The sequence below is a fragment of the Mesorhizobium sp. M0306 genome (genome assembly GCF_040321655.1).
In the GTDB taxonomy this organism is placed as follows: domain Bacteria; phylum Pseudomonadota; class Alphaproteobacteria; order Rhizobiales; family Rhizobiaceae; genus Mesorhizobium.
The window spans coordinates 197,686-224,244 of sequence record NZ_JAMYRY010000002.1; the positions used below are offsets into that span (position 1 = coordinate 197,686).

General features: G+C 62.6%; 23 protein-coding genes and 1 pseudogene. 10 read left to right on the forward strand and 14 right to left on the reverse strand.

Translation table 11 applies throughout. The features are described 5' to 3' along the window. Nucleotides 1–37 precede the first annotated feature (37 nt). Together NKI95_RS05935 and NKI95_RS05940 are read right to left on the reverse strand one after the other, a co-directional pair. Nucleotides 38–295: a DUF982 domain-containing protein gene (locus NKI95_RS05935; protein ID WP_352714862.1), complete on the reverse strand. Its 258-nt coding sequence runs from the start codon at nt 293–295 to the stop codon at nt 38–40. A 96-nt stretch (nt 296–391) separates the two neighbouring features. Beyond that, nucleotides 392–1,054 (reverse strand): GntR family transcriptional regulator, encoded by a 663-nt coding sequence (locus tag NKI95_RS05940; RefSeq protein WP_352715233.1) that lies wholly within the window; start codon nt 1,052–1,054, stop codon nt 392–394. A 198-nt stretch (nt 1,055–1,252) separates the two neighbouring features. On the opposite strand from NKI95_RS05940, the gene NKI95_RS05945 reads away from it, so the two are divergent. Both NKI95_RS05945 and NKI95_RS05950 read left to right on the forward strand, forming a co-directional pair. After that, nucleotides 1,253–2,512 carry an MFS transporter gene (locus NKI95_RS05945; protein ID WP_352714864.1) on the forward strand — a complete coding sequence of 420 codons (1,260 nt, stop codon included), beginning with the start codon at nt 1,253–1,255 and terminating at the stop codon, nt 2,510–2,512. A 53-nt stretch (nt 2,513–2,565) separates the two neighbouring features. Next, entirely contained in the window at nt 2,566–2,934 is a 369-nt protein-coding gene (locus NKI95_RS05950) for a DUF423 domain-containing protein (protein WP_352714865.1), read from the forward strand. Between the two features lie 26 nt (nt 2,935–2,960). Here the strand turns inward: NKI95_RS05950 and NKI95_RS05955 are convergent, their stop codons facing one another. Further along, nucleotides 2,961–3,104, reverse strand: a complete 144-nt coding sequence (locus NKI95_RS05955; protein WP_352714866.1) for a hypothetical protein — start codon at nt 3,102–3,104, stop codon at nt 2,961–2,963. Nucleotides 3,105–3,475: 371 nt separating this feature from the next. Between NKI95_RS05955 and NKI95_RS05960 the strand changes: the two genes are divergently transcribed. Next, entirely contained in the window at nt 3,476–4,558 is a 1,083-nt protein-coding gene (locus tag NKI95_RS05960; protein WP_352714867.1) for a LacI family DNA-binding transcriptional regulator, read from the forward strand. Nucleotides 4,559–4,582: 24 nt separating this feature from the next. On the opposite strand, the gene NKI95_RS05965 is transcribed toward NKI95_RS05960, so the two are convergent. After that, a complete protein-coding gene (locus NKI95_RS05965) occupies nt 4,583–5,758 on the reverse strand; it encodes an OpgC family protein (protein WP_292656152.1) in 1,176 nt (391 codons plus the stop codon). On the opposite strand from NKI95_RS05965, the gene NKI95_RS05970 reads away from it, so the two are divergent. Beyond that, nucleotides 5,704–6,639: an alpha/beta hydrolase gene (locus tag NKI95_RS05970; protein WP_352714869.1), complete on the forward strand. Its 936-nt coding sequence runs from the start codon at nt 5,704–5,706 to the stop codon at nt 6,637–6,639. The two genes, NKI95_RS05965 and NKI95_RS05970, sit on opposite strands and share 55 nt — an antisense overlap. Before the next feature lie 9 nt (nt 6,640–6,648). Here NKI95_RS05970 and sthA read toward each other — a convergent pair whose 3' ends face one another. Then, a complete protein-coding gene (sthA, locus tag NKI95_RS05975; RefSeq protein ID WP_352465511.1) occupies nt 6,649–8,037 on the reverse strand; it encodes a Si-specific NAD(P)(+) transhydrogenase in 1,389 nt (462 codons plus the stop codon). 221 nt (nt 8,038–8,258) lie between these two features. On the opposite strand from sthA, the gene NKI95_RS05980 reads away from it, so the two are divergent. From NKI95_RS05980 to NKI95_RS05990, 3 genes are all read left to right on the forward strand, one after another. Continuing rightward, the gene (locus NKI95_RS05980) at nt 8,259–8,729 is read left to right on the forward strand and encodes an RDD family protein (RefSeq protein WP_352714871.1); all 471 of its coding nucleotides are present in this window, start codon (nt 8,259–8,261) and stop codon (nt 8,727–8,729) included. A 138-nt stretch (nt 8,730–8,867) separates the two neighbouring features. Then, nucleotides 8,868–9,632 (forward strand): arginyltransferase, encoded by a 765-nt coding sequence (locus NKI95_RS05985; RefSeq protein ID WP_352714873.1) that lies wholly within the window; start codon nt 8,868–8,870, stop codon nt 9,630–9,632. A gap of 123 nt (nt 9,633–9,755) precedes the next feature. Continuing rightward, entirely contained in the window at nt 9,756–10,652 is an 897-nt protein-coding gene (locus NKI95_RS05990) for a DMT family transporter (protein WP_352714875.1), read from the forward strand. Here NKI95_RS05990 and NKI95_RS05995 read toward each other — a convergent pair. Together NKI95_RS05995 and parC are read right to left on the reverse strand one after the other, a co-directional pair. After that, nucleotides 10,640–11,860 (reverse strand): AI-2E family transporter, encoded by a 1,221-nt coding sequence (locus NKI95_RS05995; protein ID WP_352714876.1) that lies wholly within the window; start codon nt 11,858–11,860, stop codon nt 10,640–10,642. The genes NKI95_RS05990 and NKI95_RS05995 overlap by 13 nt on opposite strands. A gap of 250 nt (nt 11,861–12,110) precedes the next feature. Continuing rightward, nucleotides 12,111–14,363, reverse strand: a complete 2,253-nt coding sequence (gene parC, locus NKI95_RS06000) for a DNA topoisomerase IV subunit A (RefSeq protein ID WP_352714878.1) — start codon at nt 14,361–14,363, stop codon at nt 12,111–12,113. 368 nt (nt 14,364–14,731) lie between these two features. Between parC and NKI95_RS06005 the strand changes: the two genes are divergently transcribed. Further along, nucleotides 14,732–15,925 (forward strand): aq_1923 C-terminal domain, encoded by a 1,194-nt coding sequence (locus tag NKI95_RS06005; protein WP_352714880.1) that lies wholly within the window; start codon nt 14,732–14,734, stop codon nt 15,923–15,925. A gap of 81 nt (nt 15,926–16,006) precedes the next feature. On the opposite strand, the gene aspS is transcribed toward NKI95_RS06005, so the two are convergent. The 4 genes from aspS to NKI95_RS06025 form a co-directional block, all read right to left on the reverse strand. Then, on the reverse strand, nt 16,007–17,797 hold the full coding sequence (gene aspS / locus NKI95_RS06010) for an aspartate--tRNA ligase (RefSeq protein WP_352715234.1): 1,791 nt from the start codon (nt 17,795–17,797) through the stop codon (nt 16,007–16,009). 215 nt (nt 17,798–18,012) lie between these two features. Further along, nucleotides 18,013–18,837, reverse strand: coding sequence for a carbohydrate ABC transporter permease (locus tag NKI95_RS06015; protein ID WP_352715235.1), 825 nt, complete (start codon nt 18,835–18,837; stop codon nt 18,013–18,015). Nucleotides 18,838–18,856: 19 nt separating this feature from the next. Beyond that, nucleotides 18,857–19,729, reverse strand: a complete 873-nt coding sequence (locus NKI95_RS06020) for a carbohydrate ABC transporter permease (RefSeq protein WP_352715237.1) — start codon at nt 19,727–19,729, stop codon at nt 18,857–18,859. A 68-nt stretch (nt 19,730–19,797) separates the two neighbouring features. Next, the gene (locus NKI95_RS06025; RefSeq protein WP_352714882.1) at nt 19,798–21,066 is read right to left on the reverse strand and encodes an ABC transporter substrate-binding protein; all 1,269 of its coding nucleotides are present in this window, start codon (nt 21,064–21,066) and stop codon (nt 19,798–19,800) included. A 394-nt stretch (nt 21,067–21,460) separates the two neighbouring features. Here NKI95_RS06025 and NKI95_RS06030 point away from each other — a divergent pair, with 394 nt between their 5' ends. Both NKI95_RS06030 and rnd read left to right on the forward strand, forming a co-directional pair. Then, entirely contained in the window at nt 21,461–22,708 is a 1,248-nt protein-coding gene (locus tag NKI95_RS06030) for an MFS transporter (protein ID WP_352714884.1), read from the forward strand. Between the two features lie 73 nt (nt 22,709–22,781). Next, the gene (gene rnd, locus NKI95_RS06035; protein WP_352506534.1) at nt 22,782–23,933 is read left to right on the forward strand and encodes a ribonuclease D; all 1,152 of its coding nucleotides are present in this window, start codon (nt 22,782–22,784) and stop codon (nt 23,931–23,933) included. A gap of 12 nt (nt 23,934–23,945) precedes the next feature. Here the strand turns inward: rnd and NKI95_RS06040 are convergent. The 3 genes and pseudogenes from NKI95_RS06040 to guaB all read right to left on the reverse strand — a co-directional run bounded on the left by NKI95_RS06040 (nt 23,946) and on the right by guaB (nt 26,468). Continuing rightward, nucleotides 23,946–24,366, reverse strand: a pseudogene (locus NKI95_RS06040) (MAPEG family protein). A 28-nt stretch (nt 24,367–24,394) separates the two neighbouring features. Next, entirely contained in the window at nt 24,395–24,934 is a 540-nt protein-coding gene (locus NKI95_RS06045) for a hypothetical protein (RefSeq protein WP_352714886.1), read from the reverse strand. A 31-nt stretch (nt 24,935–24,965) separates the two neighbouring features. Then, nucleotides 24,966–26,468 carry an IMP dehydrogenase gene (gene guaB, locus NKI95_RS06050; RefSeq protein WP_352714887.1) on the reverse strand — a complete coding sequence of 501 codons (1,503 nt, stop codon included), beginning with the start codon at nt 26,466–26,468 and terminating at the stop codon, nt 24,966–24,968. Between the last annotated feature and the right edge of the window lie 91 nt (nt 26,469–26,559).

The following is a 26,559-nucleotide window of genomic DNA, read 5'->3' on the forward strand; positions in this document are numbered from 1 at the left end:
CAGGTGGCCCGGGTCTCGGTCAAGTCCCCGCTATGCCTCAGGCCGGCGCCTTGTCGCTGACGAAGACGTTCACTTCACGGGCGGCGGCAATGAAGGCCCGTCTTGCGTTCATGGCCGGCTTGTCGCCGGCCAGCACATCATGACAGGCCTGCAGCGCTTCGCGGTGCTTGGGGCTGCGCTTGCCGGGCCAATTGTTGAGGAGGTAGTCGGAAGCCTCGCGGGCTGTACGCAAGAGCTGGTTGCTTCCCGCCGCGCCCTTGACGGTCACGGGTGTGTCAAATCGGTTGTTTTCCATCGCCGCTCTTACGCCATCGGCATTTGCGAAGCGAGACCGAAAGTAGCTTTCTTCGCTCATCTGCCTTTTTCGTGATCAATGGCCGCCGATCCGCACTCAAGCGACGACGGCAAATCCCCTGGCGCGCAGGCCGCGCCGGTCGTTGCGCAGCGACGTCACCAGCCGGTCGCGGCTGCCGACGATATGGGCTGAAACCAGGCGGGCGGCCCCATCGGCGTCGCCGGCCCGCACCGCCGACAGAATGGCATGGTGTTCGGCCCAGGCGCGGCTGAGCGCTGCCTCGTCGCGAACCTCGAGCCAGCGGGCGCGCGACAGGCGCGTCATCGCGTCGCGAACCGCTCTGAACAGGAACTCGTTGCCTGACAGGCGTGCCAACTCGATATGAAAATCCATGCCGACGCGATGCCATTCCTCGCGCGGGGTTTGGTCGTCGCAGGAATCGAGCATCGCCTCGATGATTTCGACGGCGCTCCTGTCCTGCAAGGCACAAGTCAGCCTGAGCGCCGCGACCTCGACCGCCTCGCGATAGACGGCGATCTGCTCGAGTTCGGCGAGATTGATAGGCGAGACCGTCCAGCCGCGGCCGTCGCGGCAAATCAGGCCTTCGGTCTCGAGCCGCAGCAAGGCCGCCCTGACCGGCGTGCGCGAGGCACCGAAGCGGCTTTCGATCCAGCGCTCTGTCAGCCGCTCGCCGGGACCGATCTCGAGCCCGAGGATCATTTCGCGAAGCTGCTTTTCGACGTTCTGCATCTGCGACATTGGCGTTCCGTTCAGGTCATTTGTTCCGGCAATCGGGTCACTGGCCAGCGTTGGCCGATCACGCCGGCCTTTGTCGATCATGTTGGAGAGGCCCGCATTGACAGCGACGAGGCTTGCGTTCATGACAGATACCAGCTTGGTATCCCAAAATGGTATCCGCAGCAAATTTTCATGCAAGCTGGCCGGACAGGACAGGACATGCCGCAAGACGCCACCCTCGCCACGCAAGGCACGCATAACGTCCACTGGCGTCGCAATCTCGCCGTGTGTTTGGCCGGCTCGTTCAGCACGCTCGCAGCGATGACGCTGCTGTTGCCCTTCCTGCCGCTCTACGTCGAGCAGTTGGGCGCCGAGGGCCATGCGGCGATCGTGCAGTGGTCGGGCATCGCCTACGGCGCCACCTTCCTTGCTGCCGCGCTGGTGGCACCCCTATGGGGCCGGCTAGGCGACCGCTACGGCCGCAAACTGATGCTGGTGCGCGCCAGTTTCGGCATGGCGCTGTGCATGTCGCTGACCGGCATGGTGCAGACTGTCTGGCAATTGGTGTTCTTGCGCCTGCTGATCGGCTTTGCCGGCGGCTATTCTTCGGGCTCGACCATCCTGGTTGCCATGCAGACGCCGAAGGATCGCTCGGGCTGGGCGCTGGGCGTGCTGTCGGCCGGAATCACGGCCGGTGCCCTGGTCGGTCCGCTGCTCGGCGGCGCGCTGCCGCCGCTGATTGGCATCCGGGCCACATTCCTGCTCGCCGGCGGCGTCATTTTCCTGGCCTTTCTGGCAACCACCTTGCTGATCAAGGAGGCCCCTCGCCCGGTTGCCGCCAAGGCCGCGTCAGAAGAAAAGGCGAAAGGCGGCTGGTCGCAGATTCCCGACAAGCGCCCCGTCGTCGCCATGCTGGCGACAGGCATGCTGTTGAGTTTCGCCACCATGTCGATCGAGCCGATCATCACCGTCTATGTCCAACAGCTCATCGAAGATCAGAGCCAGGTCACGCTTGTCTCCGGCATCGTCATGTCGGCGGCAGCGCTCGGCGCCATCCTGTCGGCGTCGCGGCTCGGCAAGCTCGCCGACCGTATCGGCCACTGGAACGTCATCGTTGCCTCACTCGCAGTCTCGGCGCTGCTCTTGATTCCGCTGGCCTTCGCCACGCAAGGCTGGCAGCTCGTCGGCCTGCGTTTCCTGATGGGCCTGGCGCTTGGCGGTCTTTTGCCCTGCATCACCAGCGTCATCCGCCACAATGTGCCCGACGGCGTCGGCGGCAATGTGCTGGGCTTGTCGATCTCGGCGCAATATGTCGGGCAGGTCGCCGGGCCGTTGCTCGGCGGCTTCGCCGGTGGCCATTTCGGTATGCGCTCGGTGTTTCTCGGCACATCCGTTCTGATGGCGGGCGGAGCGGCCTATAACTGGCTGGTCCAGTCGCGCCGCGAACGCGACATGCTGGCGGAAGCCGGCAAATCCTGACACGGTTCGCGGCACTATCTCAGGCGGTCGCCAGGAATCATGGAGGCGTGGAAATGAGCACGGATGAACACGCGGCAGGCGGCCGCATTCTGGTTCTTGCCGGCGGCCTATGCGGCGCAACCGGCGTGGCGCTTTCGGCGGCGGCGGCGCATCTCGGCGGCGCTTTCGTCGGTACGGCCGCGTCCTTCCTGCTCATGCATGCGCCGGTCTTCCTTGTCGTCGGGCTGCTCGGTGGAAATAGCATCCTGCGAACCGGAAGCCTCATCCTTCTCGTCGGGCTTCTGCTGTTCTCGGGAGATCTTCTGGCCCGCGACTTCCTTGGCTCGCGGCTGTTCCCGATGTCGGCGCCGATCGGCGGCACGTTGCTCATCGGCGGCTGGCTGGTGATGGCCGCCTCGGCGCTGGTGCGCCCGCGCCCTTGACGCGGCAGCCAGGTTCGCCAGTTCTGTCAGTCGCGCGGACGCTCGGGCCGGACTTGGCCCTCGCGCTTGGTCGTCTTGACCACACGCCGTCGCTCCGGCCGTTCGGTGGCCGGCGAGATGCCCCAATAATTGCGATAGATGTCTTCGAACAGATGCTTGATCGGGTGCATGGCTTAATCTCCTCTAGCTTTTTGAATCGATCCAATCAGCGGGCACAAAAAATAGGCCGCCGATCAGCTCCACTTGCGTCCTACGAGGAAACGCAGGTCGCGAATCCACGGACCGGTCCTGTCGCGCCCCTTACCGGCCTCCGCGTTCGAGCGGATGCTCCAGTCGTTCCGGTAAATGTCCTCGAACAGATAATTGACGGGTGCATGGCACTCTCCTCTTGTATCGATCCAATCAGCGGACGAAAAACGCTCTTGGATCGATTCAAAGAATATGCGTCGCACCATAAATGTCAAGCAAAAATTTGAATCGATCCAACGAAGGTGTTAGTTAATTGGCGATACTGTTGGACAGGAGTCCTGGAGACAAACAAATGGCATCACTCACCGAAGGCGGCAGGAGACCCATCCGGCTGGCGGACATCGCCAAAGCCGCGGGCGTATCGCACGGCACTGCCTCCAATGTCTTCAGCCGTCCCGAAATCGTGCGCGAGGAAGTCCGCGAGCGGGTCAAGGCGGCGGCCGACGCGCTGGGCTACGCCGGCCCGGATCCCAAGGGCCGCCTGCTGCGCGCCGGCAAGGTCAATGCAATCGGCGTCGCCACAACCGAGCCGCTGTCCTATTTCTTCGACGACCCCTTTGCCCGCGTGATGATGGCCGGCATCTCGGAAGCCTGCGACGCCACCGGCGCGGGAATAGCCCTCGTGTCGGCTGGCAACGAGGAAAAACTTGCCTGGAATATCCAGAGCGCCCTCGTGGACGGCTTCATCCTGTTCTGCATCGAGGGCGGTCCGCGCCTCGTTGAGCTGACGCGCGAACGAAAGCTCCCCTTCGTCGCGCTCGAGCTCGGCTCGCAGGACGACACGGTCTCCGCGATCAGTATCGACAATGTTGCCGGCGGCCGACTCGCGGCGCGCCATCTGGCGGAACTTGGACATCGCCGCTTCGCCGTGTTGTCGCTGGCCTTCGCCGACGACAGCACCGGTCTTGTCTCGCCCGAGCAGGTCCGGACGGCAACCTATACCGGAACCCGTGACCGCCTCCTCGGCTATTTCGAAGAGCTTTCCCGGTTTGGTGTCGACACCGCCGAGGTGCCGGTCTACGAGACCGAAAACGACAAGGCGAGCACAAGGGCTGGTCTCGAAACCATCTTCGCCTCGGCGGAACCGCCGACCGCCATCCTGGCGATGTCGGACCGGATCGCAATGGTGGCATTAGAATGGCTCAACGCACGGGGCATCGCGGTTCCCCGCGATGTTTCCGTCGTCGGCTTCGACGGCGTGCCTGAAGCCGCAACTTGCGAGCCTCCGCTCACCACCATCGCCCAGCCGATCGCCGAGATCGGCCGCCGGGCAGCGCGAAGAATCCTCGACTTCGACGGCACGGTGCGGCGAGAAACGCTCGATGTCGAACTTGTCGTCAGGGCATCGTCCGGACCGCCGCCGAGCATAGCTTGAGGCCGGCAGATCGACCGTCCAGGTCTATCGGTTCGCTTGTGCGGCCATCGGCCCGATTTCAAAAGACGAGCGGGCCGCCTCGTTGCGGACCGGCTTGCCCTTGCCGGACCAGCCGATGGCGGACAGCCACTCCAGATAGAAGGCGAGTGCGAACTGCATGGCGATGCCGGCGGCGAGCAGCAGACTGTCATAGGCAATGCCGCCCGGGTTGATCAGCTTCATCACCTGCGCCGCCATGGCAATCACCGTGCCGGCGATGAAAACCGGCAGCGAGCGTTTGCCCAATATGGCGAGCGGATTGTCGCGGCCGGTGCGGAACAGGTTCGAGACGAAAGGCAAGGCGACGACCAGATAGCTCATCGCCAGGATGTGCAGCAGCCGCGGCAACGACAGGAACGTCTTGTCGAAACCGGTCAGCACCACCGGCAGGTCGAGCCATGACACATGCCCCCACAGCGGGCTGTGCACCCAGACGAGCGCCGTCAGCACGTAGGCGGCCGCCACGCCGACCAGCCAGCGATTGACCGGGATGGTGCCGCCGCGCCGCACATGCAACACGCTGGCCATGCCGATATTGAACAGCAATTGCCATGACAGCGGATTGAGGAACCAAAACCCGGGCTCCGGGTAGTTCGGCGGCGCGATCTGGTAGATTCCGGCAACCAGCCAAAGGGCTGCGGACACGGCAAGCGCGGCCAGTGGCCTGTAGCTGATGAACAGCAGGAAGGCCGGCGCCATCAACAGCAGCGCCGCATAGACCGGCAGTATGTTGTTGTAACCGAGCTGATGGCCGAGCGTGACGATACCGACCAGGACTTGTGGTGGGTTCCTGACGAGCGGCTCGATGTTGATCAGCGTCAGAAGGTCCGGCCGTTTCGCAAACACCGCCGCCGCGCAGAAGATAGCCATGACCACCATCGTCGTGACGATGTGGGTGACATAGAGCACACCGGCGCGGCGCCACATTTTCAGCGTTGCAATCAGCCGGTTTCCCGGCTGGAATTTAGTGCCGTAGGCGAGAGCGACGGACATGCCGGAGATCAGCACGAAGGCCTCGGCCGCATCCGAAAACCCGAAATTCTTGTAGGTCAGGGTTTCGAAAACAGTGCCCGGCACGTGGTCGACGAATATGGTCAGGAGAGCGAGTGCCCGGAACACATCAATACGCGTATCGCGTTCCGGCGAAACTGGCATGGTCATCGATAAAAGGCCTTAAAGCTGGTTGTTCATGCGCGGCAATGCGACCACCCGGGCGCACACTGCTTCGATCCCTCCCGCGGGGATTATATCGGCGAAGAAACGGACTGAAATGCGCCCGGTTCAATCAACTTTGGCGGAGCTTGAAAATATTTCGTTTTGAAGCCGGCAAATTAACGAAAGTAACGCAAAATCAAAAGGATGCGACTATGGCCGAGGAGAGCCTCGAAGACGGTATTTTGCAGGAAAATTCAGGCTTTTTCTACCGGCTCCTTCGACCCGCCAATTTACCCGGTGACTGGCTGTTCCTGTTGCATGGATCGGGTGTAGACGAGACGACCTTGCTGCCGCTTGGTCGGCAAATCGCGCCGCACGCGGCGCTGGTTGCGGTCCGTGGCCGCATTCCTCAGGAGCACGGGTTCCGTTGGTTCACGCGAATCACCCCGACGCGTTTCGAACAGGCCAGCATCCGTGCTGAGGCGGACGCATTCGCGGGCTTCGTCGACGGCATCGCGAAGCGCCGCCGCTTCGATCTCAGCCGCGCGACCTTTCTCGGTTATTCGAACGGCGCCAACCTGGTCTCAAGCGTCATGCTGCTGCGTCCGGGCCTGATCGAGCGCGCCGCATTGCTGCGTCCGATGCCGGTGCTCGACTCGGTGCCGCCGGCCGACCTGTCGAAGGCGCGAGCGTTGATCATCGCCGGCGCTGCCGACCTGACCTACGCGCCATTCGCGCCGGCGCTGGCCGCTCTACTGAGCTCGCATGGCGCCAAGGTCGAGACCCACACCATTGCCTCCGGCCATGAAATCGGCGATCCGGACGCCGAGATCGTCAGGCAATGGCTGACGGATCCTGCAGTCGCCGTTGCATCGTCAAATCGATGAGCCTCGAAGCTACCCTCGCCCCATGCGGTTCCAGGCGTCCAGCCCGGCGATCTTGTAGGCTTCGGCCAGCGTCGGATAGTTGAAGGTGTTGTTGACGAAGAAGTCGACAGTGCCGCCGAGATTAATCACCGCCTGGCCGATGTGGATGAGCTCGGTCGCGCCCTCGCCGACAATATGGGCGCCGAGCAGACGGCGTGTTTCGATCGAGAACAGAAGCTTCAGGAACCCGGTGTTGACGCCCATTATGTGGCCGCGCGACGTCTCGCGGAACCGCGCCACGCCGACCTCGTAGGCAGCACCACTCTCGCGCACCTGCTCCTCCGACTGGCCGACGGTGGAGATTTCCGGCACGGCGTAGATGCCGTAGGGAAAGGTTTCGGGCGGCGGCGGCAAGGGCACGCCGAACGCATGGCAGGCGGCCACCCTGCCCTGCTCCATCGAGGTCGAGGCCAGGCTCGGAAAGCCGATGACGTCGCCGGCGGCATAGATATTGGGCGCGCTGGTCTGGAAGGTGTGCGGATCGACCTTGATGCGGCCCCTGGGATCGGCCTCGATGCCGACCGCTTCCAACCCCAGGCTGCCGACATTGCCGGTACGCCCTGCAGCGTAGAGCACGATCTCGGAACGGATGGTGCGGCCGTCGGCCAGCGTCACCTCGGCGCAATCGGGTTTCGAGGCGATCTCCTTGACGGCACTGCCTAATCTGATCGTCATGCCGCGATCGCGCATCTGATGGATGAAGTCGTCGACGATCTCGCGGTCGACGAAATCCAACATTGTGTTGCGCGGCTCGACCAGCGTCACTGGAACGTCGAGCGCCGAAAAGATCGTCGCATATTCGACGCCGATAACGCCCGCGCCGATCACCGTCAGCGTGCGCGGCAGGCGGTCGAGTTCCAGCATCTCGTCGCTGTCGAAGATCCGTGTCTTGTCGAACGGCACGTCGCGCGGCCGGTGCGGCCGGGTGCCGACCGCGATCAGCGCATGGGCGAAGCCAACCTCGCTGTAGTCGCCGGTGTCGGTGGTCAGGCTGACCTTGTTGGGGCCGAGGAATTTTACCGCGGCGCGCGCACTCTTGACCGTGTTGCGCATGAACTGGTGCTGCAGCACCTCGACCTCGTGGTCGAGCGTCTTGTGCAGGCGCTCGACCAGATCGCCGACCGAAATGTCCTGCTTGACGCGGTAGCCGCGTCCATAAAAGCCGCGCTCACGCCAGCCGGAGAGGTTGAGCACCGTCTCGCGCAACGTCTTCGACGGTATGGTGCCGGTATGCACCGAAACGCCGCCGAGACGCCGGCCTCTGTCGACCACCAGCACCGACTTGCCGAGCTTGGCCGACTGCACCGCGGCGCGGCGCCCGGATGGGCCGCTGCCGATGACCAGCATGTCGTAGTCCATGTCGCCCCGTCCCCTCGGCTCGGCGCCTTTTGTTGCGCCGCAGCAAGCTAACGCTATCCGCGCCATGAATTCAACAAGTCAGACGGCTCAGACGACATCAGGCAGTCCGTCACCATCTACACGGCGGCGAAAGGCTCGATCTTGATTCCGCCGCGAACCTTCACCATTTCACCAAGGAGCGGCCCCGTGCATTAACCCGGGTTCGATTACGAGGAAATGACATGAACGCTCGCGTTCTCGACGGCGAAATCATCACCAGCAGGCTCGAAGATGTCCGCGCTTATGAGGGCGTGCGCACGCGGCGCATTCTCGCCTTCGTCATCGATTATTTCATCGTCGCGCTGCTCACCATTCCATTCGCGATCCTGGTGTTCTTGTTCGGGCTGTTGACGCTCGGCCTCGGCTGGATGCTGTTTTCCATTCTCGTGCCGGCCGTCGCCATCCTCTACATCTGGAACACGCTCGGCAGTAAAGACCAGGCCACCACCGGCATGAAGGTAATGGGCATCCGGCTCGACCGGCTCGACGGCAGCCGCATCGACGGGCTGACCGCCGTCGTGCATTCGGTGCTGTTTTGGGCCGGCAATGTCATCCTCTCACCGCTGGTCCTGCTGGTGAGCCTGTTTTCCGACCGCAAGCGCACGCTGCACGACCTGTTGCTCGGCACCGTCGTCAGCCGCAGCGGCCGCTGAGCAGACTTTTGAAGCGCGGCCGCAGCCTTTGCGCACAAAAGTGAAGACCTCCAGTCAACCAGGCTTTCACAATCCTGTTGAATTTTTCGGCGTCCGCGCCAAAGGTAGAACGATTCGCAGGAGTGTTTCCAAGGCTCGATGACGCAGCACCCGACCCAGTCGCCACAGTTCTTTCTGACCGCGCCCTCGCCGTGTCCCTATCTCGAGGGCCAGTTCGAGCGCAAGGTGTTCACACACCTGGTCGGCGACAAGGCCCCGGAGATGAACGATCTGTTGACACAGGGCGGTTTCAGGCGGTCGCAGAACATCGCCTACAGGCCGGCTTGCGAGACCTGCCGCGCCTGTGTGTCGGTGCGCATCCTCGCGCAGGAATTCACCGCCAGCCGCAACATGAAACGGGTCATACAGCATAATTCGGATCTGGTCGGCGCCATGCACGACGCCGAACCCTCCACCGAACAGTATTCGCTGTTCCGCAGCTATCTCGACGCCCGCCATCGCCGTGGCGGCATGTCCGATATGACCGTGCTCGACTACGCCATGATGGTCGAGGATACCCATGTCGACACCAAGGTCATCGAATACCGTCGCCGCGGACCCGACAGCTTCATCACCGGCAAGGGCCAGGGCGAACTGATCGCCGTGGCCCTCACCGACAAGATGGCCGATGGCCTGTCGATGGTCTATTCCTACTTCAACCCGGATTTCGAGGACCGCTCGCTCGGCACCTTCATGATCCTCGACCACATCGCCCGCGCCAGGGCGATGGGCCTGCCCCATGTCTACCTGGGTTACTGGGTCAACGGCTCGCGCAAGATGAATTATAAGATGCGCTTCCAGCCGCAGGAGCATCTCGGCCCGAAAGGCTGGGAACGCCACAATCACGAAGCGGTTTCGCGCTGATCTCCGCTTTCGGTATTCACTCTTAAATTGTTTCGAGGAGGATGCCGCTGGGCTTCCGGCCGATCGGCTGGAAGACCGGGCGAGTCAATTTTGCGCCTCCAAGCCTATCGCGAGAATTGCCGCATGCCTTCCCACAACGACCACCAGAGAGGCCTTCTGATCACCGCCATCGGCGGGCTGACGCTGACCGTCGACATTCCGCTGATCCGGCTCGCCGATGGCGAGGCGTGGACGATCCTGCTGTTGCGCACCGGCACAACCTTCGTCACCACGCTCATCATCTGGGCCGTCTGGCGTTCGCTGAGCGCAAAGGCACCGCAGCTTGTGCCGGGCTGGTCGGGGCTCATCGTTGCCGCCCTCTACGGGCTCGGCTCGATCGCCTTCATCACCGGCGTCTACAACACCTCGACAGCCAACCTCGTTTTCATCCTGGCGTTCACAACCATGTTCGCGGCCCTTTTGTCATGGCTGTTCCTGAAGGAGAGGCCACGACCGCTGACGCTTGTCGCGCTGGCATTGATGATCGTCGGCGTCACGATCATTGTCGGCGATTCCGTTGGAACCGGACATCTCTTCGGCGACTTGATGGCGCTATGCTCGGCTTTCATGATCGCCGCGGCCATCACCATCTCGCGCGCCAGCGGCAAGGATATGGGTTTCACGGCGCTGATCGGAGTGGTCCTGCCGCTGGCCGTTGCCGCCCTGATGGTTTCCAAGGTAGGTTTTCACGTCAACGCACCCTGGTGGATCATCTTCAACGGTGCCGTCATCATGCCGATCTCGTTCTTTTGCCTCGCCAACGGCCCGAAATACATCTCCGGGCCGGAAGTGGCGATGTTCTACCTGCTCGAAACCGTGCTGGCGCCGGTCTGGGTGTGGATGATCTTCGCCGAGACCCCGTCGCACAACAGCCTGATCGGCGGCGCGATCCTCATCGTCACCTTGATCGGCCATTCGCTCTGGCAGTTGCACGAGGGGCGCAAGCGCCGCGCCATGTTCGCCGTCAGTCACCCGGCCTGATTCTTTTTCGCGGCGGCGCGTTCGGCGACAATTTCGATCTGCGGCGGTGCGTCATCCTGCTCCGCCGGTTCGGCGGCAGCGAGTTCATCGGTCAGTTCCACCTCGCGCAGCCATTCGCGCCAGATTGCGACCAGCAGCGCCATCAGCACCGGCCCGATGAACAGGCCGAGAAAGCCCATCGTCTTGACGCCGCCGATCAGGCCGAAAAAGGTTGGCAGGAAGGGCAGCTTTATCGGCCCGCCGACCAGCTTCGGGCGCAATGTCTTGTCGACGATGAAGAGTTCGACCGCGCCCCAGATGAACAGCGCCAGCCCGGCCATCGGCGAGCCGCTGGCCGCGAGATAGATCGAGACAAGCGTGAAGGACAGCGGCGCGCCGCCGGGGATCAGCGCCATGATGCCGGTCAGCGCGCCGAGCGTCACCGGCGACGGTACGCCGGCCAGCCAGTAAGCGATACCCAACACCAGCCCTTCGCCGATGGCGATAACGGTCATGCCGGTCACCGTCGAGGAAATAGTCGCCGGCACCACGCGTGAGATCCGTTCCCATCTGGCCGGCAGGATGCGTTCGCCGAGGCGATCGATCTGTCCGGCGAAATGCTCGCCGTCGCGATAGGCGAAGAACAGCGCGATCATCATGAACAGCAGCGTCAGCAAAAGGCCGAAGGCGCTGCCGCCGGCGGCAAGCACGCCGCGATAGATGCTGCCGATATTGGCGCCACTGATCAGCTGGATCAGTTCGCCGATACCGCCGGGGTGGCCAACGTTGACCGTCCATTGTTCATTGAGCCATTCGCCCACCACGGGCATGGTGGCGATCCAGTGCGGCGTCGGCGCACCATAGCGGTTGGTCTCGATGGCCCAGCTGACCCATTCGCGCACCTCATTGATGGCGTAGGTGCCGGCAAGCGCGATCGGCACCACCAGGAAGGTCAGGATGAACAAGATCGCAAGCGTCGCGGCGATCGTGCGGTTGCCGCCGACGCCAGCGAGCAACCGCCGATAGAGCGGCCAACTGGCGAAAGCGATAACCAGGGCGGCAAGGACCGGGAACAGGAAGCCGTGGAAGAAATAAACGCCGGCGGCGACGATCAGCACCAGGAGCCAGCGCGCCGCCGACAGCGGCGGAATGACAGCGGCCCTGAGCGGCGTCGACAGGCCAAACAGGCGCTGCTGCCGCTCCGGCTTCTGTATCCTGACTTCCTTCAAGCGCCCAACTCTCCCTGGCCCATCGCATCGCTTATGCACTGATATAGTGCAGCAATCGTGACGACATTCCAAATGTTTGGGTGGAGCTGCTAATCTCCCCCCTTGAGGGGGAGATGGCCGGCAGGCCAGAGGGGGTCGCCGCGCGTGAGGCGCCAGCCTCCTCTGTTCGCGATTGGAGGTCGCGTCAGGACGTGCCGACCCCCTCTGTCGCCTTCGGCGACATCTCCCCCTCGAGGGGGGAGATTAGCAGCTACCCAAATTTCCCAGTCCTCGGGAATCCCTTCGGCACCATGCGTCCGGCCGAGGCTCGGGCACCGATCCATTCGATCAGCTCTTCACGCGACTTGACGAAGGTGCGGTCGGCCGAATCCTGCCAGGAGAGACCTGCCGCGAGCGTGAAGGTCTTGACGTCGAGGACACCGCCATCCTTGTACTTCTGCAGGCGCACGCCCTTGCCGCGCCCCATCTCCGGGATCTCGGCTAGCGGGAACACCAGCATCTTGCGGTTCTCGCCGACAATGGCGAGATGGTCGCCCGCGACGCTCACGCAGCGCTGGGCCTCGTCGGGCGCCTTGACGTTCATCACCTGCTTGCCCTTGCGGGTGTTGGCGACGACTTCTTCTTCCGGCACGATGAAACCGTTGCCGTCATGCGACACCAGCAGCAGCTTGCGCTTGGGATCATGGACGAAGGCGGTGACGATGTCCTGGTCGTTGTCCATGTCGACGATGATGCGGATCGGCTCGCCATGGCCACGCCCACCCGGAAGCCGGTCGGCGCCGATCGTGTAGAACTTGCCGCCGGTGGTGAAGACCAGCACCTTGTCGGTCGTCTGGGCGTGGAAGGCGAGCTTGAGGCTGTCGCCTTCCTTGAAGGTCAGGGCCGAATGGTCGGTCAGATGACCTTTCATGGCCCTCAGCCAGCCCTTTTCCGACACGACGACGGTGACCGGCTCGCGCTCGATCATGGCATGGGCGATATCGGTCAGGTCATGTTCGGGTGCATCTGCGAACTCGGTCCGGCGCTTGCCGATCTCGGTCTCGGGCCCGTATTTCTGGCGAACATTGGCGACTTCCCACTTGATCGTCGCCCACTGCTTGGCGTCGGACGCAAGCAGTGCCTCGATCTGCTTCTTCTCGCCGGTCAGGCCATTGAATTCCTCGCGGATTTCGAATTCCTCGAGCTTGCGCAGCGCTCTCAGCCGCATGTTGAGGATGGCTTCGGCCTGGGTGTCGGTGAGTGACCAGCGCGCCATCATCACTTGCTTGGGCTCGTCCTCCTCGCGGATGATCCTGATCACCTCGTCGATGTTGAGGTAGGCGATCAAATAGCCGGCGAGGATCTCCAGCCGCCTTTCGATCTCGCCGAGACGGTGCTTGGAGCGGCGGATCAGGACGTCGCGGCGGTGCTCCAGCCATTCCTTGAGCACGCCTTTCAGCGACAGCACGTTCGGCACCTTGCCGCGCGACAACACGTTCATGTTGAGCGGAAAGCGGCTTTCGAGCTCGGTCAGCTTGAACAGCGATTCCATCATGATGCCGGGATCGACCGAGCGGCTCTTCGGCACCAGCACAACGCGGATGTCCTCGGCGCTCTCGTCGCGGATATCCTCGAGCAGCGGCAGCTTGCGCGCCATCAAGAGCTCGGCGATCTTTTCGATCAGCCTGGCCTTCTGGACGCCGTAGGGGATTTCGGTGACGACTATGTTCCAGGTGCCCCTGCCCTGATCCTCCTGGTTCCATTTCGCCCTGACGCGAAAGCCGCCGCGGCCGGTTTCATAAGCTTCGAGGATCGAGGCGCGGCTGTCGACGATGATGCCGCCGGTCGGGAAATCCGGACCTTGTACGAAATCCATCAGCTTCGTCACCGGCGCATCCGGATGCTCGATCAGGTGGAGCGCGGCGTCGCAAAGCTCGGCCGCATTGTGCGGCGGGATCGAGGTCGCCATGCCGACGGCGATACCGGAAGAGCCGTTGGCGAGCAGGTTCGGGAAGGCGCCGGGCAGCACGGCGGGCTCCTCGTCTTCCTCGTTATAGGTCGGTCGGAAATCGACGGCGTCCTCGGTGATGCCTTCCAGCAGCAGCGTCGACACTTCGGTCATGCGCGCTTCGGTGTAGCGCATGGCGGCGGCGTTATCGCCGTCGATATTGCCGAAATTGCCCTGCCCGTCGACGAGCGGGTAGCGCATCGAAAAATCCTGCGCCAACCGCACCAACGCGTCGTAGATCGACTGGTCGCCATGCGGATGGAATTTGCCCATCACCTCGCCGACGATGCGGGCGCATTTGGCAAAGCCCTGGTCGGGGTTGAGTCGCAACAGGCGCATGGCATGCATAATGCGACGATGCACCGGCTTCAGCCCGTCGCGCACGTCCGGCAGTGCCCGGTGCATGATGGTCGACAGCGCGTAGGCGAGGTAGCGCTCTTCCAGCGCCTTCTTCAGATCGACCGGCTCGATATTGTCGCCGCCGCCACTCTCGGGCGGCAAAAGCCTTTTTCCCATGGGCTGGCACTAGCCGAGCGGGTGATTCGCGGCAAGAGGCACCGGTATGCGTCCTCCTAAAGCGCGTCGCGTTCGACCGGCCTCATGCGACGCTTTAGGTTTGTTTTGATGCATGTCGTAATCGCAAAACCGCTGCACACTTTTGCGCGACATCCATTATGAAACAGGAATTGGAAGCGTCACGACGCCGGCCAACATCAACCCGTTACATCCTGCTTCTATCGCAAGCCTGATGGATCGGGTTTGCCTTTGGCCGCGATTTTCGATCATTGTGCCGAGGCACGCCTTTTTCCGGTCCAGTTCGTCACCGAATGGTGACGACGCGACGATTCGAAAAGAATTTCAGGACACTCTCAGGGGAGCTCTCGATGACGATCAGACACTCGACACTTATTAAAAGACTGGCTTTTTCGACCTTTTTGCTGACGCTGCCGCTGAACGCGGCCCTAGCGCAGGATACCGCGGTCGCCGACCGGCTGAAGGCTGCCCTCGCCGCCCAAGGCGTCGACCTCTCCTGGACCGGAGTAACCGGCGACACCTCCAGCATGGTTCTGCAAGGCGTAGCGGTCAAGCCGGCGGCCGAAAAGGAGGCGCTCAAGATCGGCGACGTCAAGCTCGAAGGCGTGACCGAAGCCAATGGCGGCTATCAAATCGCGACCGTATCGACGTCGCCGTTCGAACACAGCGAAGATGGCGTCACGCTCAATCTCAGCCCCTTCGTCATCCACGACATGACGGTTCCGGCCGAAGGCGCAACCGGTCCGCTGGGCTCGCTGATGATGTACAAATCGGCCGAGCTCGACAACATGACAGTCAAAGTGGCTGACAAGACCGCTTTCTCGATGGACGGGCTTGCCATCGCAATCACGCCGCCGGCCGACGGCAAGGCCTTGGCGTTTTCCGGCACCACGGAAAAATTCGCTGCCGACCTGACACTGGTCGAAGATCCGAAGTCCAAGGAAGTCATCAACGCGCTCGGCTACCAGAACATATCAGGCAATCTTGAGATGGAAGGCACCTGGCAGCCTACCGACGGCAGGATGGACTTGTCGAAATACGAAATATCCGTCGACAATGCCGGCACGCTCGGCATGACCTTCGATCTCGGCGGCTACACGCTGGACGTCATCAAATCACTGCAGGAGATGCAGAAGAAGATGGCAGCGCAGCCCGAAGGCGCGGACAATTCCGCTCAAGGCATGGCCATGCTCGGGCTACTGCAGCAGCTTTCGTTCAACAGCGCCTCGATCCGCTTCGACGACGATTCGCTGACCAAAAAGGTGCTCGATTATGCCGGCAAGCAGCAAGGCATGTCCGGCAAGGACATCGCCAACCAGGCCAAGGCGATCGTGCCATTCGGCATGGCGCAGCTCAACAATCCGGAACTGACGGCGCAGGTTTCGGCCGCGGTCAACAAGTTCCTCGACGATCCGCAAAGCATCGAGGTCTCGGCCGAGCCGTCGGCAGCGGTGCCGTTCGCGCTGATCATGGCGGGCGCCATGTCCAACCCGCTCGACCTGCCGAAAACGCTCGGCGTGACGGTTACGGCGAACGAAGATTGATAGAGACAGGCTTCAAGCAAAAAGCCCGGCAGCGCTGCCGGGCTTTTTTATGAATCAATAGCACCCGGTTCGGAGCGTTTCCTAAACCTCTTTCTTCGTCGCCACCACGCGCAGCGACAATTCGCGAAGCTGCTGCGGGCTGGCTTCCGACGGCGCGTTCATCAACAGGTCGTAGGCCTGCTGGTTCATCGGAAACATGGTCACTTCGCGCAGGTTCCTTGCGCCGACCAGAAGCATGACGACACGGTCGATGCCGGCCGCCATGCCGCCATGCGGCGGGGCGCCATACTGGAAGGCGCGGTAAAGGCCGCCGAAGCGTTCCTCGACTGTTGCGCGGTCCAGCCCGACGGTTTCGAACGCCTTGACCATGGTTTCGGGCAGATGGTTGCGGATGCCGCCTGAGGCGATCTCGAAACCGTTGCAGACCATGTCGTACTGGAACGCCTTGATGCCGAGCAGATCCTCGCCGTTAAGCGCATCGATGCCACCTTGCGGCATCGAGAACGGATTGTGCGCGAAGTCGATCTTCTTCTCCTCCTCGTTCCATTCGAAGAACGGGAAGTCGACGATCCAGCACAATTCGAAGCGGTCGCGGTCGACAAGATTGAGCTCCTCGCCGGCGCGGCTGCGCGCCGCTCCCGCGAAGGAGACGAATTTCTTCGGGTCGCCGGCGACGAAGAAGGCGGCATCGCCATCGGCAAGGCCGAGTTGTTGGCGGATCGCCTCGGTGCGCTCCTCGCCGATGTTCTTGGCCAGCGGCCCGGCGCCTTCAAGCTTCTCGCCCTCCTTGCGCCAGAAGATGTAGCCCAGCCCTGGCTGGCCCTCGCCTTGCGCCCATGAGTTCATGCGGTCGCAGAAGGCGCGAGACCCGCCGGTTTTCGCTGGAATTGCCCAGACCTCGGCCTTCGGATCGTTGGCAAGGATGTTGGCGAATACCTTGAAGCCGGAATCGCGAAAATTATCCGAGACGGCCTGCATCTCGATCGGGTTGCGCAGATCCGGCTTGTCGGTGCCGTATTTGCGCATGGCGACATCATAGGCGATGCGCGGAAACTTCTGCGTCACCGGCTTGCCGGCGGCAAAGGTCTCGAACACCCCCCGCATCACCGGCTCCATGGTGGTGAACACGTCCTCCTGCTCGACGAAGCTCATCTCCACGTCGAGCTGATAGAATTCACCCGGCAGACGGTCGGCGCGCGGATCCTCGTCGCGGAAGCACGGCGCAATCTGGAAGTAGCGGTCGAAGCCGGACACCATGATCAGCTGCTTGTACTGCTGCGGTGCCTGCGGCAGCGCGTAGAACGTGCCGGGGTGAATGCGCGACGGCACCAGAAAGTCGCGCGCCCCTTCCGGCGACGAGGCGGTCAAGATCGGCGTCGAGAATTCGGTGAAGCCGACCTCGCCCATCAGCTTGCGCATCTCGGCGATGATTTTCGTCCGCGCGACGATATTCTTGTGCAGCGTGTCGCGGCGCAGATCGAGGAAGCGGTATTTGAGGCGGATGTCCTCCGGATAGTCCGGCTCGCCGAAGACCGGCAGTGGCAATTCCTTGGCCGCCGACAGCACCTCGATCTCGCGCGCAAAAATCTCGATCTCGCCGGTCGGCAAATTAGGGTTAACAGTGTCGGCGAGGCGCGCCTTGACCTCGCCGTCGACGCGGACGACCCATTCGCCGCGCAAGGTCTCGGCAATCTTGAAGGCCGGCGAATCCGGATCGGCGACGATCTGCGTCAGGCCGTAGTGGTCGCGCAAATCGATGAACAGCAAGCCGCCATGGTCGCGCACGCGATGCACCCAGCCCGACAGGCGAACGGAGGAACCGACGTCGGCCTTCCTCAACTGGGCACAGGTATGGCTGCGGTAACGATGCATTGTCATTCTTAAAGTCCGGATGTTGGGTTGCGGCCGAGGCATGATGGCCCAGCCTGAAAATTTGCGCGAAAAGCACATGAGAGGGTGCATTTGTCAAGGCAAGCGGCGCACGGGTCGATTTCGCGTTTCTTCCCGCCCCTGCCCCACCAGCATCAATTTATCCCAGAGGCCTCAATCCTAATTCGCTGCTCTGTGCGGCAGTTCAACTATCCACCTTATCCCTTGACCCCGCCCGCCGTGAGGCCGGAGACGATCTTGCGCTGGAAGATGAGGACGAGGATGACGAGCGGCACGGTGACGATCACCGATGCGGCCATGATGTTGCCCCACGGGATCTCGAACTGCGAGTTGCCGGAGAGCAGCGCGATCGCGACCGGCACGGTTCGCTGCTCGTTGCTGGAGGTAAACGTCAGAGCGAACAGGAACTCGTTCCACGCACCGATGAACGCGAGAAGCCCGGTGGTCGCCAGCGCCGGCCACATCAGCGGCAGGAAGACGCGGCTGATGATGATCCAGGGCGTGGCGCCATCGAGGATCGCCGCTTCCTCCAGCTCGATCGGCAGGTCGCGAACGAAGGCGGTGAGCACCCAGACGGTGAACGGCAAGGTGAAGATCATGTAGGACAAGATCAGCGCGAACGGCGAATTGTAGAGGCCGAAGGTGCGGATCAGCTCGAAAAGACCGGCAAGCACCGCCAATTGCGGGAACATCGAGACGGACAGGATAATGAGGAGCAGAGCCGAGCGGCCTCTGAAGCGGATGCGCGCCAGCGCATAGGCGGCGGTGACGCCGAGGAACAGCGAAATGACGACAACGGCGCTCGAGATGAACAGCGAGTTCACGAGGTTGCGCAGGAAGGTCCCCTCGGTGAAAACGGTCCGGTAATTGCTGAAGGTAATCGTCGTCGGCCAATAGTCGATCTGGAAGAGCGCCGTCCCCGATTTCAGGCTGGTGATGATGGCGTAGTAGAACGGGAACACCGCGACGACGACGATGACGGCGACGAGGAGGTAGAAAGCCGTGCGCTTGACGATCCACATGGTCAGTAGTCCCACATGATCAATAGTCCTTGTCCAGTCTTATCCGGCCGAGCCAGAGAACGAGCATGGTCAGCAGAGCTAGGATGAGGAAGAGCAGCGTCGAGGCGGCGGAACCGTAGGCGAACTTGTCGAACTCAAACAGGCTCTCGCGGGCAAACACCGACATCGACTTGGTGTGTATGTTGTTTGGCGTGAGCACGTAGATCAGATCGAAGATGCGCAAGGCATCGAGACCGCGAAAGATCATGGCCACCATCAACGCCGGTCGGATGAGCGGCAAGGTGATCTTCCAGAAAATTCTCCACGCGCCGACGCCGTCGAGCTTGGCGACCTCGTAGATTTCCTGTGGAAGCATCTGGAGACCGGCGAGAATGAGAAGCGCCATGAAAGGGGTCGCTTTCCAGATGTCGACAACGAGGACGGCGACCATCGCCGTGTCGGCGCTGGCCGCCCAGGCGATTTTTGTGCTGATCAGGCCAAGCTTGAGCAGGACGTCGTTGATGATGCCGAACTGGTCGTTGAGCATCCACTGCCACATTTTCGCCGAGACGATCGTCGGGATCGCCCAAGGGATGAGGATCGCGGCGCGCACGATGCCACGGCCGCGAAACTTGGTGTTGAGCACCAACGCGACGATCATGCCGAGCACCGTCTCGCAGGTCACCGAAATCACCGCGAAGCGCACCGTGTTCCAGACAGCGCGCCACCAGACCGGATCGGCGAGCAGCCCGTCATAGATGACGCGGCCGCTCGGCATTTGCAGGACGGAGAAATAGTTGGCGAAGCCAACCCAGCGGCGGGCTTCGAGGTCGGCGAGCGAGGCATCCGTGAACCCGAAATAGATCGTGCGCATCAACGGCCAGCCGGCAACGGCGGCAAGCACGATGAGCATCGGGGCAAGCAGCAGCCATGCCGAGCGCGCACGCTGACGCGCCAGCAGCGAGCCTGAGCGCGGCGAGGTCACCAGGCGGTGCCTTTGAGTCTGGTCAAGGAGAACTCCAGATCGGCAAGGTTGTCCGCAGCCGTGCCCTCGCCGGAAATGGTGTTGTGGACGGCGGTCCAGAACTCGCTCGATGCCTCATTGTACCTGCTCTTGGCCTGGGCCGAGGGACGCGGCACCGCGTTGAGGACGACTTCCTTCCAGCGCGGAATCACCGGCTGGGCGCTGGCGATGTCGGCATCGTCATAGAGTGCCTCGATGGTCGGCAGATATGCCCCCTTCAAGGCGCGGTACTTCTGCATCTGAGGCGAGGCGATCCATTTGACCAGCTCGATCGCTGCATCCGGGTTCTTCGAATATTTGGAAACCGCGAGATTCCAGCCGCCAAGCGTTGCTGCCGGGCGGGCGCCCTCACCCGACCCCGGCGGCAGCGTCGTCACCTCGAACTTGGCTTTGATGGGTGAGCTTTCGCTGTTGCCAAGCGCGTAGGCGTAGGGCCAGTTGCGCATGAAGACGGCGTTGCCGGTCTGCCAGACACCGCGCGACTCTTCTTCCTGGTAGGCCAGAACGCCGGGCGGTGAGATGGTTCCCACCCAGCTCCTCGCCATTTCCAGCGCCGCGGCTGCTTGCGGATTGTTGATGGAGATCGTGCCGTCCGGCTCGATAACCTGGCCGCCGCCGTTCGACTTCACCCATTCGAGTGCATCGCAGGTCAGCCCCTCGTAGGCGTTGCCCTGGAAAACGAAGCCCCACATGTCCTTGTTGCCGGCCTCGCGCTCCTTGTCCATGACACGCTTGGCGGTGTCGGCAAGCTCGGCCCAGCTGGCCGGCACCCTGGCGCCGTATTTGTCGAGGAGATCCCTGCGGTAGTAGAGCGCCGGAGCGTCGGTGAAGATCGGCAACGCGACGAGCTTGCCGTCCACGGTCTGCGATTTGATGATCGATGGGAAATGGGCGCCAACGACATCCTTGGTCGCTTCGGTCAGGTCGATGAACTGCCTCGCAAGCTGGGGGGCCCAGATGATGTCTGTTTGATAGACGTCGACGTCGCTGCTTCCGGCAGCGAGCCAGAGCCGGTATTGGCCAAACTGGTCCGTCGCCGAGGGCGGCAGCGGAACGACGCTAACCTTGTTGCCGGTCTTCTTCTCGTACTGATCGAGGATCTCGCGAAGGATTCTCTGGCCGTTGCCGGTGTCGCCGGACACCATCGCGAGGTCGACAGCCCGCGCCGGCCCGGCCGCCAGAACTGCGGCCACGGCAAATGCAGCAAATGCGGGATGAAATTTCATGATGGCGGACCTCCCTTTGGAGCTTCAGGCCGGGCAGCAGAAACGGACGTCGATGCCCGACACCGTCTCCGCACACCGGCAGCTCACAAGACGCGTATTCGCCCACCAGCACTGAACTACAAAGATACGCCTTGGTTCCCAACACGGAGCGTCGGGCGCCACGCGGCAGCGCAAGCTCCCACGTCGGTAGTGGACCTAAAGCGCGTCGCGTTCGATCGGCCTCATGCGACGCGCTTTAGGTTCTTGTTTTTATGCATGTCGTTATCGCAAAACCGCTGCACACTTTTGCGCGACATGCATTAAGGCCCCCCGGCTGGCCCCAACGCCACCGGGAATTGCCGCTGGCATTGGCGAAGGCGATGGTTCAAGAAGGATCAACGACAGGCATTCCTTCATGTCCTCCATCCGCCCGCTGATCCCGCTCCTGATCGCCGCCGGCATCCTGCTCGGCGGCAACGGCCTGCAGAGCACCTTGATTGCGCTGCGTGGTGCGCAGGAGGGTTTTCCCGCTTCCTCGATCGGCCTGATGGGCACGTTCTATTTCGCCGGCTTCCTGCTCGGCTGCCTTGCCGTGACCCGCATCATGAAGTCCGTTGGCCATGTGCGCGCCTTTTCGGCACTCGCGGCGATCGCCTCGGCGGGAACGCTGCTTCTGGTGCTGGTCATCGATCCGGTGATGTGGTGCGCCGTGCGCTTTGCCGGCGGGTTCTGCTTTGCCGGCCTGTTCACCATCATGGAAGCCTGGCTGAATTCCGGCGTCACCAACACCGACCGGGCGCGGGTGCTTGCCATCTACCGCATGGTCGACATCGGCTCGGTGACGGGCGCCCAGTTCCTGATCCCGATCTTCGGCGCCGGCGGCTTTGCCATCTTCGCCATCATGTCGATGATGATCACCGTTTCGCTGGTGCCGGTTTCGCTCGGCGACCGCTCCAATCCGACGCCGCCGGAAGACGTCAAGCTCGATTTGGCGCGCGTCTGGCGGATTTCACCGCTCGGCTGCTTCGGCTGCATCGCCGTCGGCGTCACAAACAGCGCCTTCCGCACCCTGTCGCCGGTCTATGCCGAGCAGATCGGCATGTCGGTCGCCGACGTCGTCACCTTTGTCAGCGTCGGCATTTTTGGCGGCGCCATCATCCAATACCCGCTTGGCTATCTCTCCGACCGCTGGGACCGGCGCTCGGTCCTGCTGATGACGACGTGCTGTGCGATGGTGGCGGCACTGGCGCTGGCGTTCGTGGCAGGCGGCAGTCCGTTCCTCAACTTCCTGCTCGTCTTCATCTTCGGCTGCTTCGCCATGCCGCTCTATTCGCTGTCGGCCGCGCATTCCAACGACCGCGCCGACAAGGGCGAGTTCGTGCTGATCAATGCAGCCTTGATGCTGTTTTATTCCTTTGGCGCCATCGGCGGGCCGTTCGCCGCCTCGACGGTGATGCAATTTTTCGGGCCGAGCGCGCTGTTCGTGTTCAGCGCCACCGTCTATGCGATCTTCGTGGCCGTCATCCTTTACCGGATGCAGGCGCGCTCCGCCGTGCCGGCCAGCCATCGCAGCCGTTTTACGGCGCTGTTGCGCACGTCTACGGTTTTTGCCCGGTTGGCGAAGCGGAATGCTGATCCCGATGAACCCGTAAAGCCCCGATAGAGGTGCTTGCGCTTGACGAAAGCGCGCGCGGCTGAAATTGAAAGAGACCCTATCCCTTGCCAAAAGCGATTTGATGCACGTCATCACCACCCAGAAAGAACTCGAGACCGTTATTGCCGCTTTCGAAAAGGCGGAGTTCGTCACCGTCGATACCGAATTCATTCGCGAAACGACCTTCTGGCCGATCCTGTGCCTGATCCAGATGGCAGCGCCCGGGGTGACGGCGCTGATTGATCCGCTGTCGCCCGACATCGACCTGAAACCGTTCTTCAGGCTGATGGCCAATGAGGCGATCGTCAAAGTCTTCCATGCGGCGCGGCAGGACATCGAAATCATTGTGCATCTCGGCGATCTGGTGCCGCATCCGGTGTTCGACACCCAGGTCGCGGCGATGGTCTGCGGCTTCGGCGACAGCGTCTCCTACGACCAGCTGGTGCAGCGCATCACCGGCGCGAGGCTCGACAAGTCCTCGCGCTTCACCGACTGGCGCCACCGTCCGCTGTCCGAAAAGCAGCTCGACTACGCGCTCGCCGACGTCACCCACCTGATCGAGGTCTACAAGCATCTCAGCGCCGAGCTGGTGCGGGAAAACCGCGCCCACTGGCTGAACGAGGAGATGGACGTGCTGACCTCGCGCGAGACCTACGATCCGCATCCCGAGGATGCCTGGAAGCGGCTCAAGATGCGGCTGCGCAAGCCGCAGGAACTGGCGATCGTCCAGGCGGTGGCCGCCTGGCGCGAACGCGAAGCGCGCGAGCGCGACGTGCCGCGCGGCCGGGTGCTCAAGGACGATGCGATCTACGAAGTAGCGCAGCAGGCGCCGCGCGACGCTGCGGCGCTGAGCAAGCTGCGCACCACGCCGAAGGGCTGGGAGCGCTCGTCGACGGCTACGGCACTGCTTGGAGCAGTAAACGCTGCGCTCGCCCTGCCCAGGGAAGAGATGCCGAAGCTGCCGAAGAGCTTCCAGCCGCCAGAGGGGTCGAGCGCCGCGGCGGAGTTGCTGAAGGTGCTGCTGCGGATCGTTGCCGAAAAGGAAGGCGTCGCATCCAAGGTACTCGCCTCCAGTGACGACATCGACCGCATCGCTGCCGAGGGCGAGGAAGCCGACGTGCCTGCATTGCAAGGTTGGCGGCGTGCCGTTTTCGGCGAGGCCGCGCTCAAGCTGGTGCGCGGCGAACTCGCCATCAGGTTCGACAAGCGTAAGATTGCAGTGTTCGATTTGTAGCCTTGAGCTTGCTCAGACCAAGCCGAGCAGATGCAGCGCCAGCCATATCCAGCCAAGTGCGAGAACTACCGCGCCCAGGTAGAATGCCCTGCTGCGCAGGAGTAGCCGATTGCTGGTCAAGTGGACCGATGCGTGAAGATAGCGGGAGACGACAAAGATCCACATCAGTGCCAAGGTCAGATAATTGACGCCATTGGTCACGTGCAGGGTCAAGCATAAGACGTAGAAGAGCACCGGCAGTTCGAACTGGTTACTCAGATTGTTGGCGACGCTGATGCTGGAACCAGGCTCCGTCGAGCGCGTCTTGAACTGGCCGGTCTTGGCTTCGCCCGATCTGACCGCACCATAACGGCGCCGGCCCATTACGAAATAGACGGATATAGACCAGCAGCACCTGCGCCAGCATCGGCCAGAAGATCGCGGTCTGGTTCAAGACGCCCCCTGTCGTTGTCACCCAGCCTTCAAGGCCGTTTCTGAGCCATCAGAGTGAAAGCCGCAATGACGGTCACCGGTATCGCCAGTAGGGCGAATTTGGTGACGATCAGCGCCGAGGCGAAGGATAGCGAATCCGGATTGGCTGACAGGAAATCGGACAATAGACGAGCCACGGCGATGTTCTGGGCATAGTCGGCAAGCGTGTAGGGCAGCACCAGCACGGCTGCGAATATCGCCTGGGTTTGCGCAGGCAGTGCACGGAAGTTTTTCAGCCGCCTGCCCGTGGCCAGGATCAGGCTGACCATCGTCAGCGATAGCAGCGCCGGAAAAAGCAGGTCGAAGGTCAGGTAATGCCAGACGAGAATAATCTCGCTGCCGCGCCGGCCGAGGGCCGTTAGCCAGGCCATGCCCTCATCCGGAGTGAAACCGGCATAGCGCATGTCGAGCGACGGCAGACCGCCGCTCAATTGGCGAAAATAGAGGAACTCCATCGCCGTCATGATGATGAAAACCGCCACGGTGGCGACACACAGTGCGGCCGCGTGGCGCGACAGCCGCAGGATCATTGCCGCCAGATTGCGCCAAGACGCATGACGGTCAGGCTCCGCCAGGATAATTCGGGCTTTCGCGGGTAATCGTGACGTCATGGGCGTGGCTTTCACGAAGTCCGGCATTGGATATCCGCACAAAAGTGGCGCGCTCGCGGAAATCGGCAAGGTCGCGGCCACCGACATAACCCATAGCGGCTTTCAGGCCGCCTGCAAGCTGGTGCAGCACGCCAGACACAGGTCCTTTGTACGGCACCTGCCCTTCGATGCCTTCCGGGACCAGTTTCAGCGTGTCGCGCACCTCGGCCTGGAAGTAGCGATCGGCGGAGCCGCGCGCCATCGCGCCGACCGAGCCCATGCCGCGATAGGCTTTGAAGGAGCGGCCCTGATGCAGATAGACCTCGCCCGGGCTCTCGTCGGTGCCGGCCAGCAGCGAACCGATCATCGCCGCGCTGGCCCCGGCGGCCAGCGCCTTGGCGAGATCGCCCGAATATTTGATGCCGCCATCGGCAATGACCGAGACGCCCGATTTCTGCGCCGTCTCGACCGCCGACATGATCGCCGAGAGCTGCGGCACGCCGACGCCGGCGACGATGCGGGTGGTGCAGATGGAACCCGGCCCGATGCCGACCTTGACTGCGTCGGCGCCGGCATCGATCAGCGCCAGCGTGCCTTCTGACGTGGCGACGTTGCCGGCCAGGATGCGAACCGAGTTGGAGAGTTTTTTGGCCCGCGTCACCGCATCCAGGACGCGCTGCGAATGACCGTGCGCGGTGTCGATCACCAGAAGGTCGACGCCGGCGTCGATGAGGCGCTCGGCCCGTTCGAAACCGTCATCGCCGACGCTGGTGGCGGCGGCGGCCCGCAAGCGTCCCTGCGCATCCTTGGTGGCGTGCGGGTTGAGCTGCGACTTCTCGATGTCCTTGACCGTGATCAGCCCAACGCAATTGCCGTCCCGGTCGACCACAACAAGCTTCTCGATGCGGTGCTGATGGAGCAGTCGCTTGGCCTCGTCCTGATCGACGTTCTCCTTGACCGTGATCAGGTTCTCGCGGGTCATCAGCTCATAGACCTTTTGCGCCGGGTCGGAGGCGAAGCGGACGTCGCGGTTGGTCAGGATGCCGACCAGCCGGCCCACCGTGTGGCCGCCGCTGCCGCCGTTCTCGACCACCGGAATGCCCGAGATGCTGTAGGTGCGCATCAGACCCAGCGCATCTGCAAGCGTCGCCTCGGGACCGATGGTGACGGGGTTGACCACCATGCCGGATTCGAATTTCTTCACTTGCCGCACCTGCTCGGCCTGTTCGGCCGGCGAGAAATTGCGGTGGATGACGCCGATGCCGCCGGCCTGGGCCATGGCGATGGCAAGCCTTGCCTCGGTGACCGTGTCCATGGCGGCCGACAGGATCGGCACGTTGAGGTCGATGTCGCCGGCGATGCGGGTGCGGATGTCGGTCTCGCCGGGCATGACCTCGGAATGACCCGGCTGCAGCAGCACGTCGTCAAAAGTCAGCGCCAATGCGCCGGTGGACGTCTCGATGATTTTTGCCATGGCCAGCCCTCGGAATGCAGGAAAGGCGCTCGCCCTGATGGACAGCGCCGACTCGTCTTCTTCCCTTTCAGGATTGGCGCTGGCTCGTAAC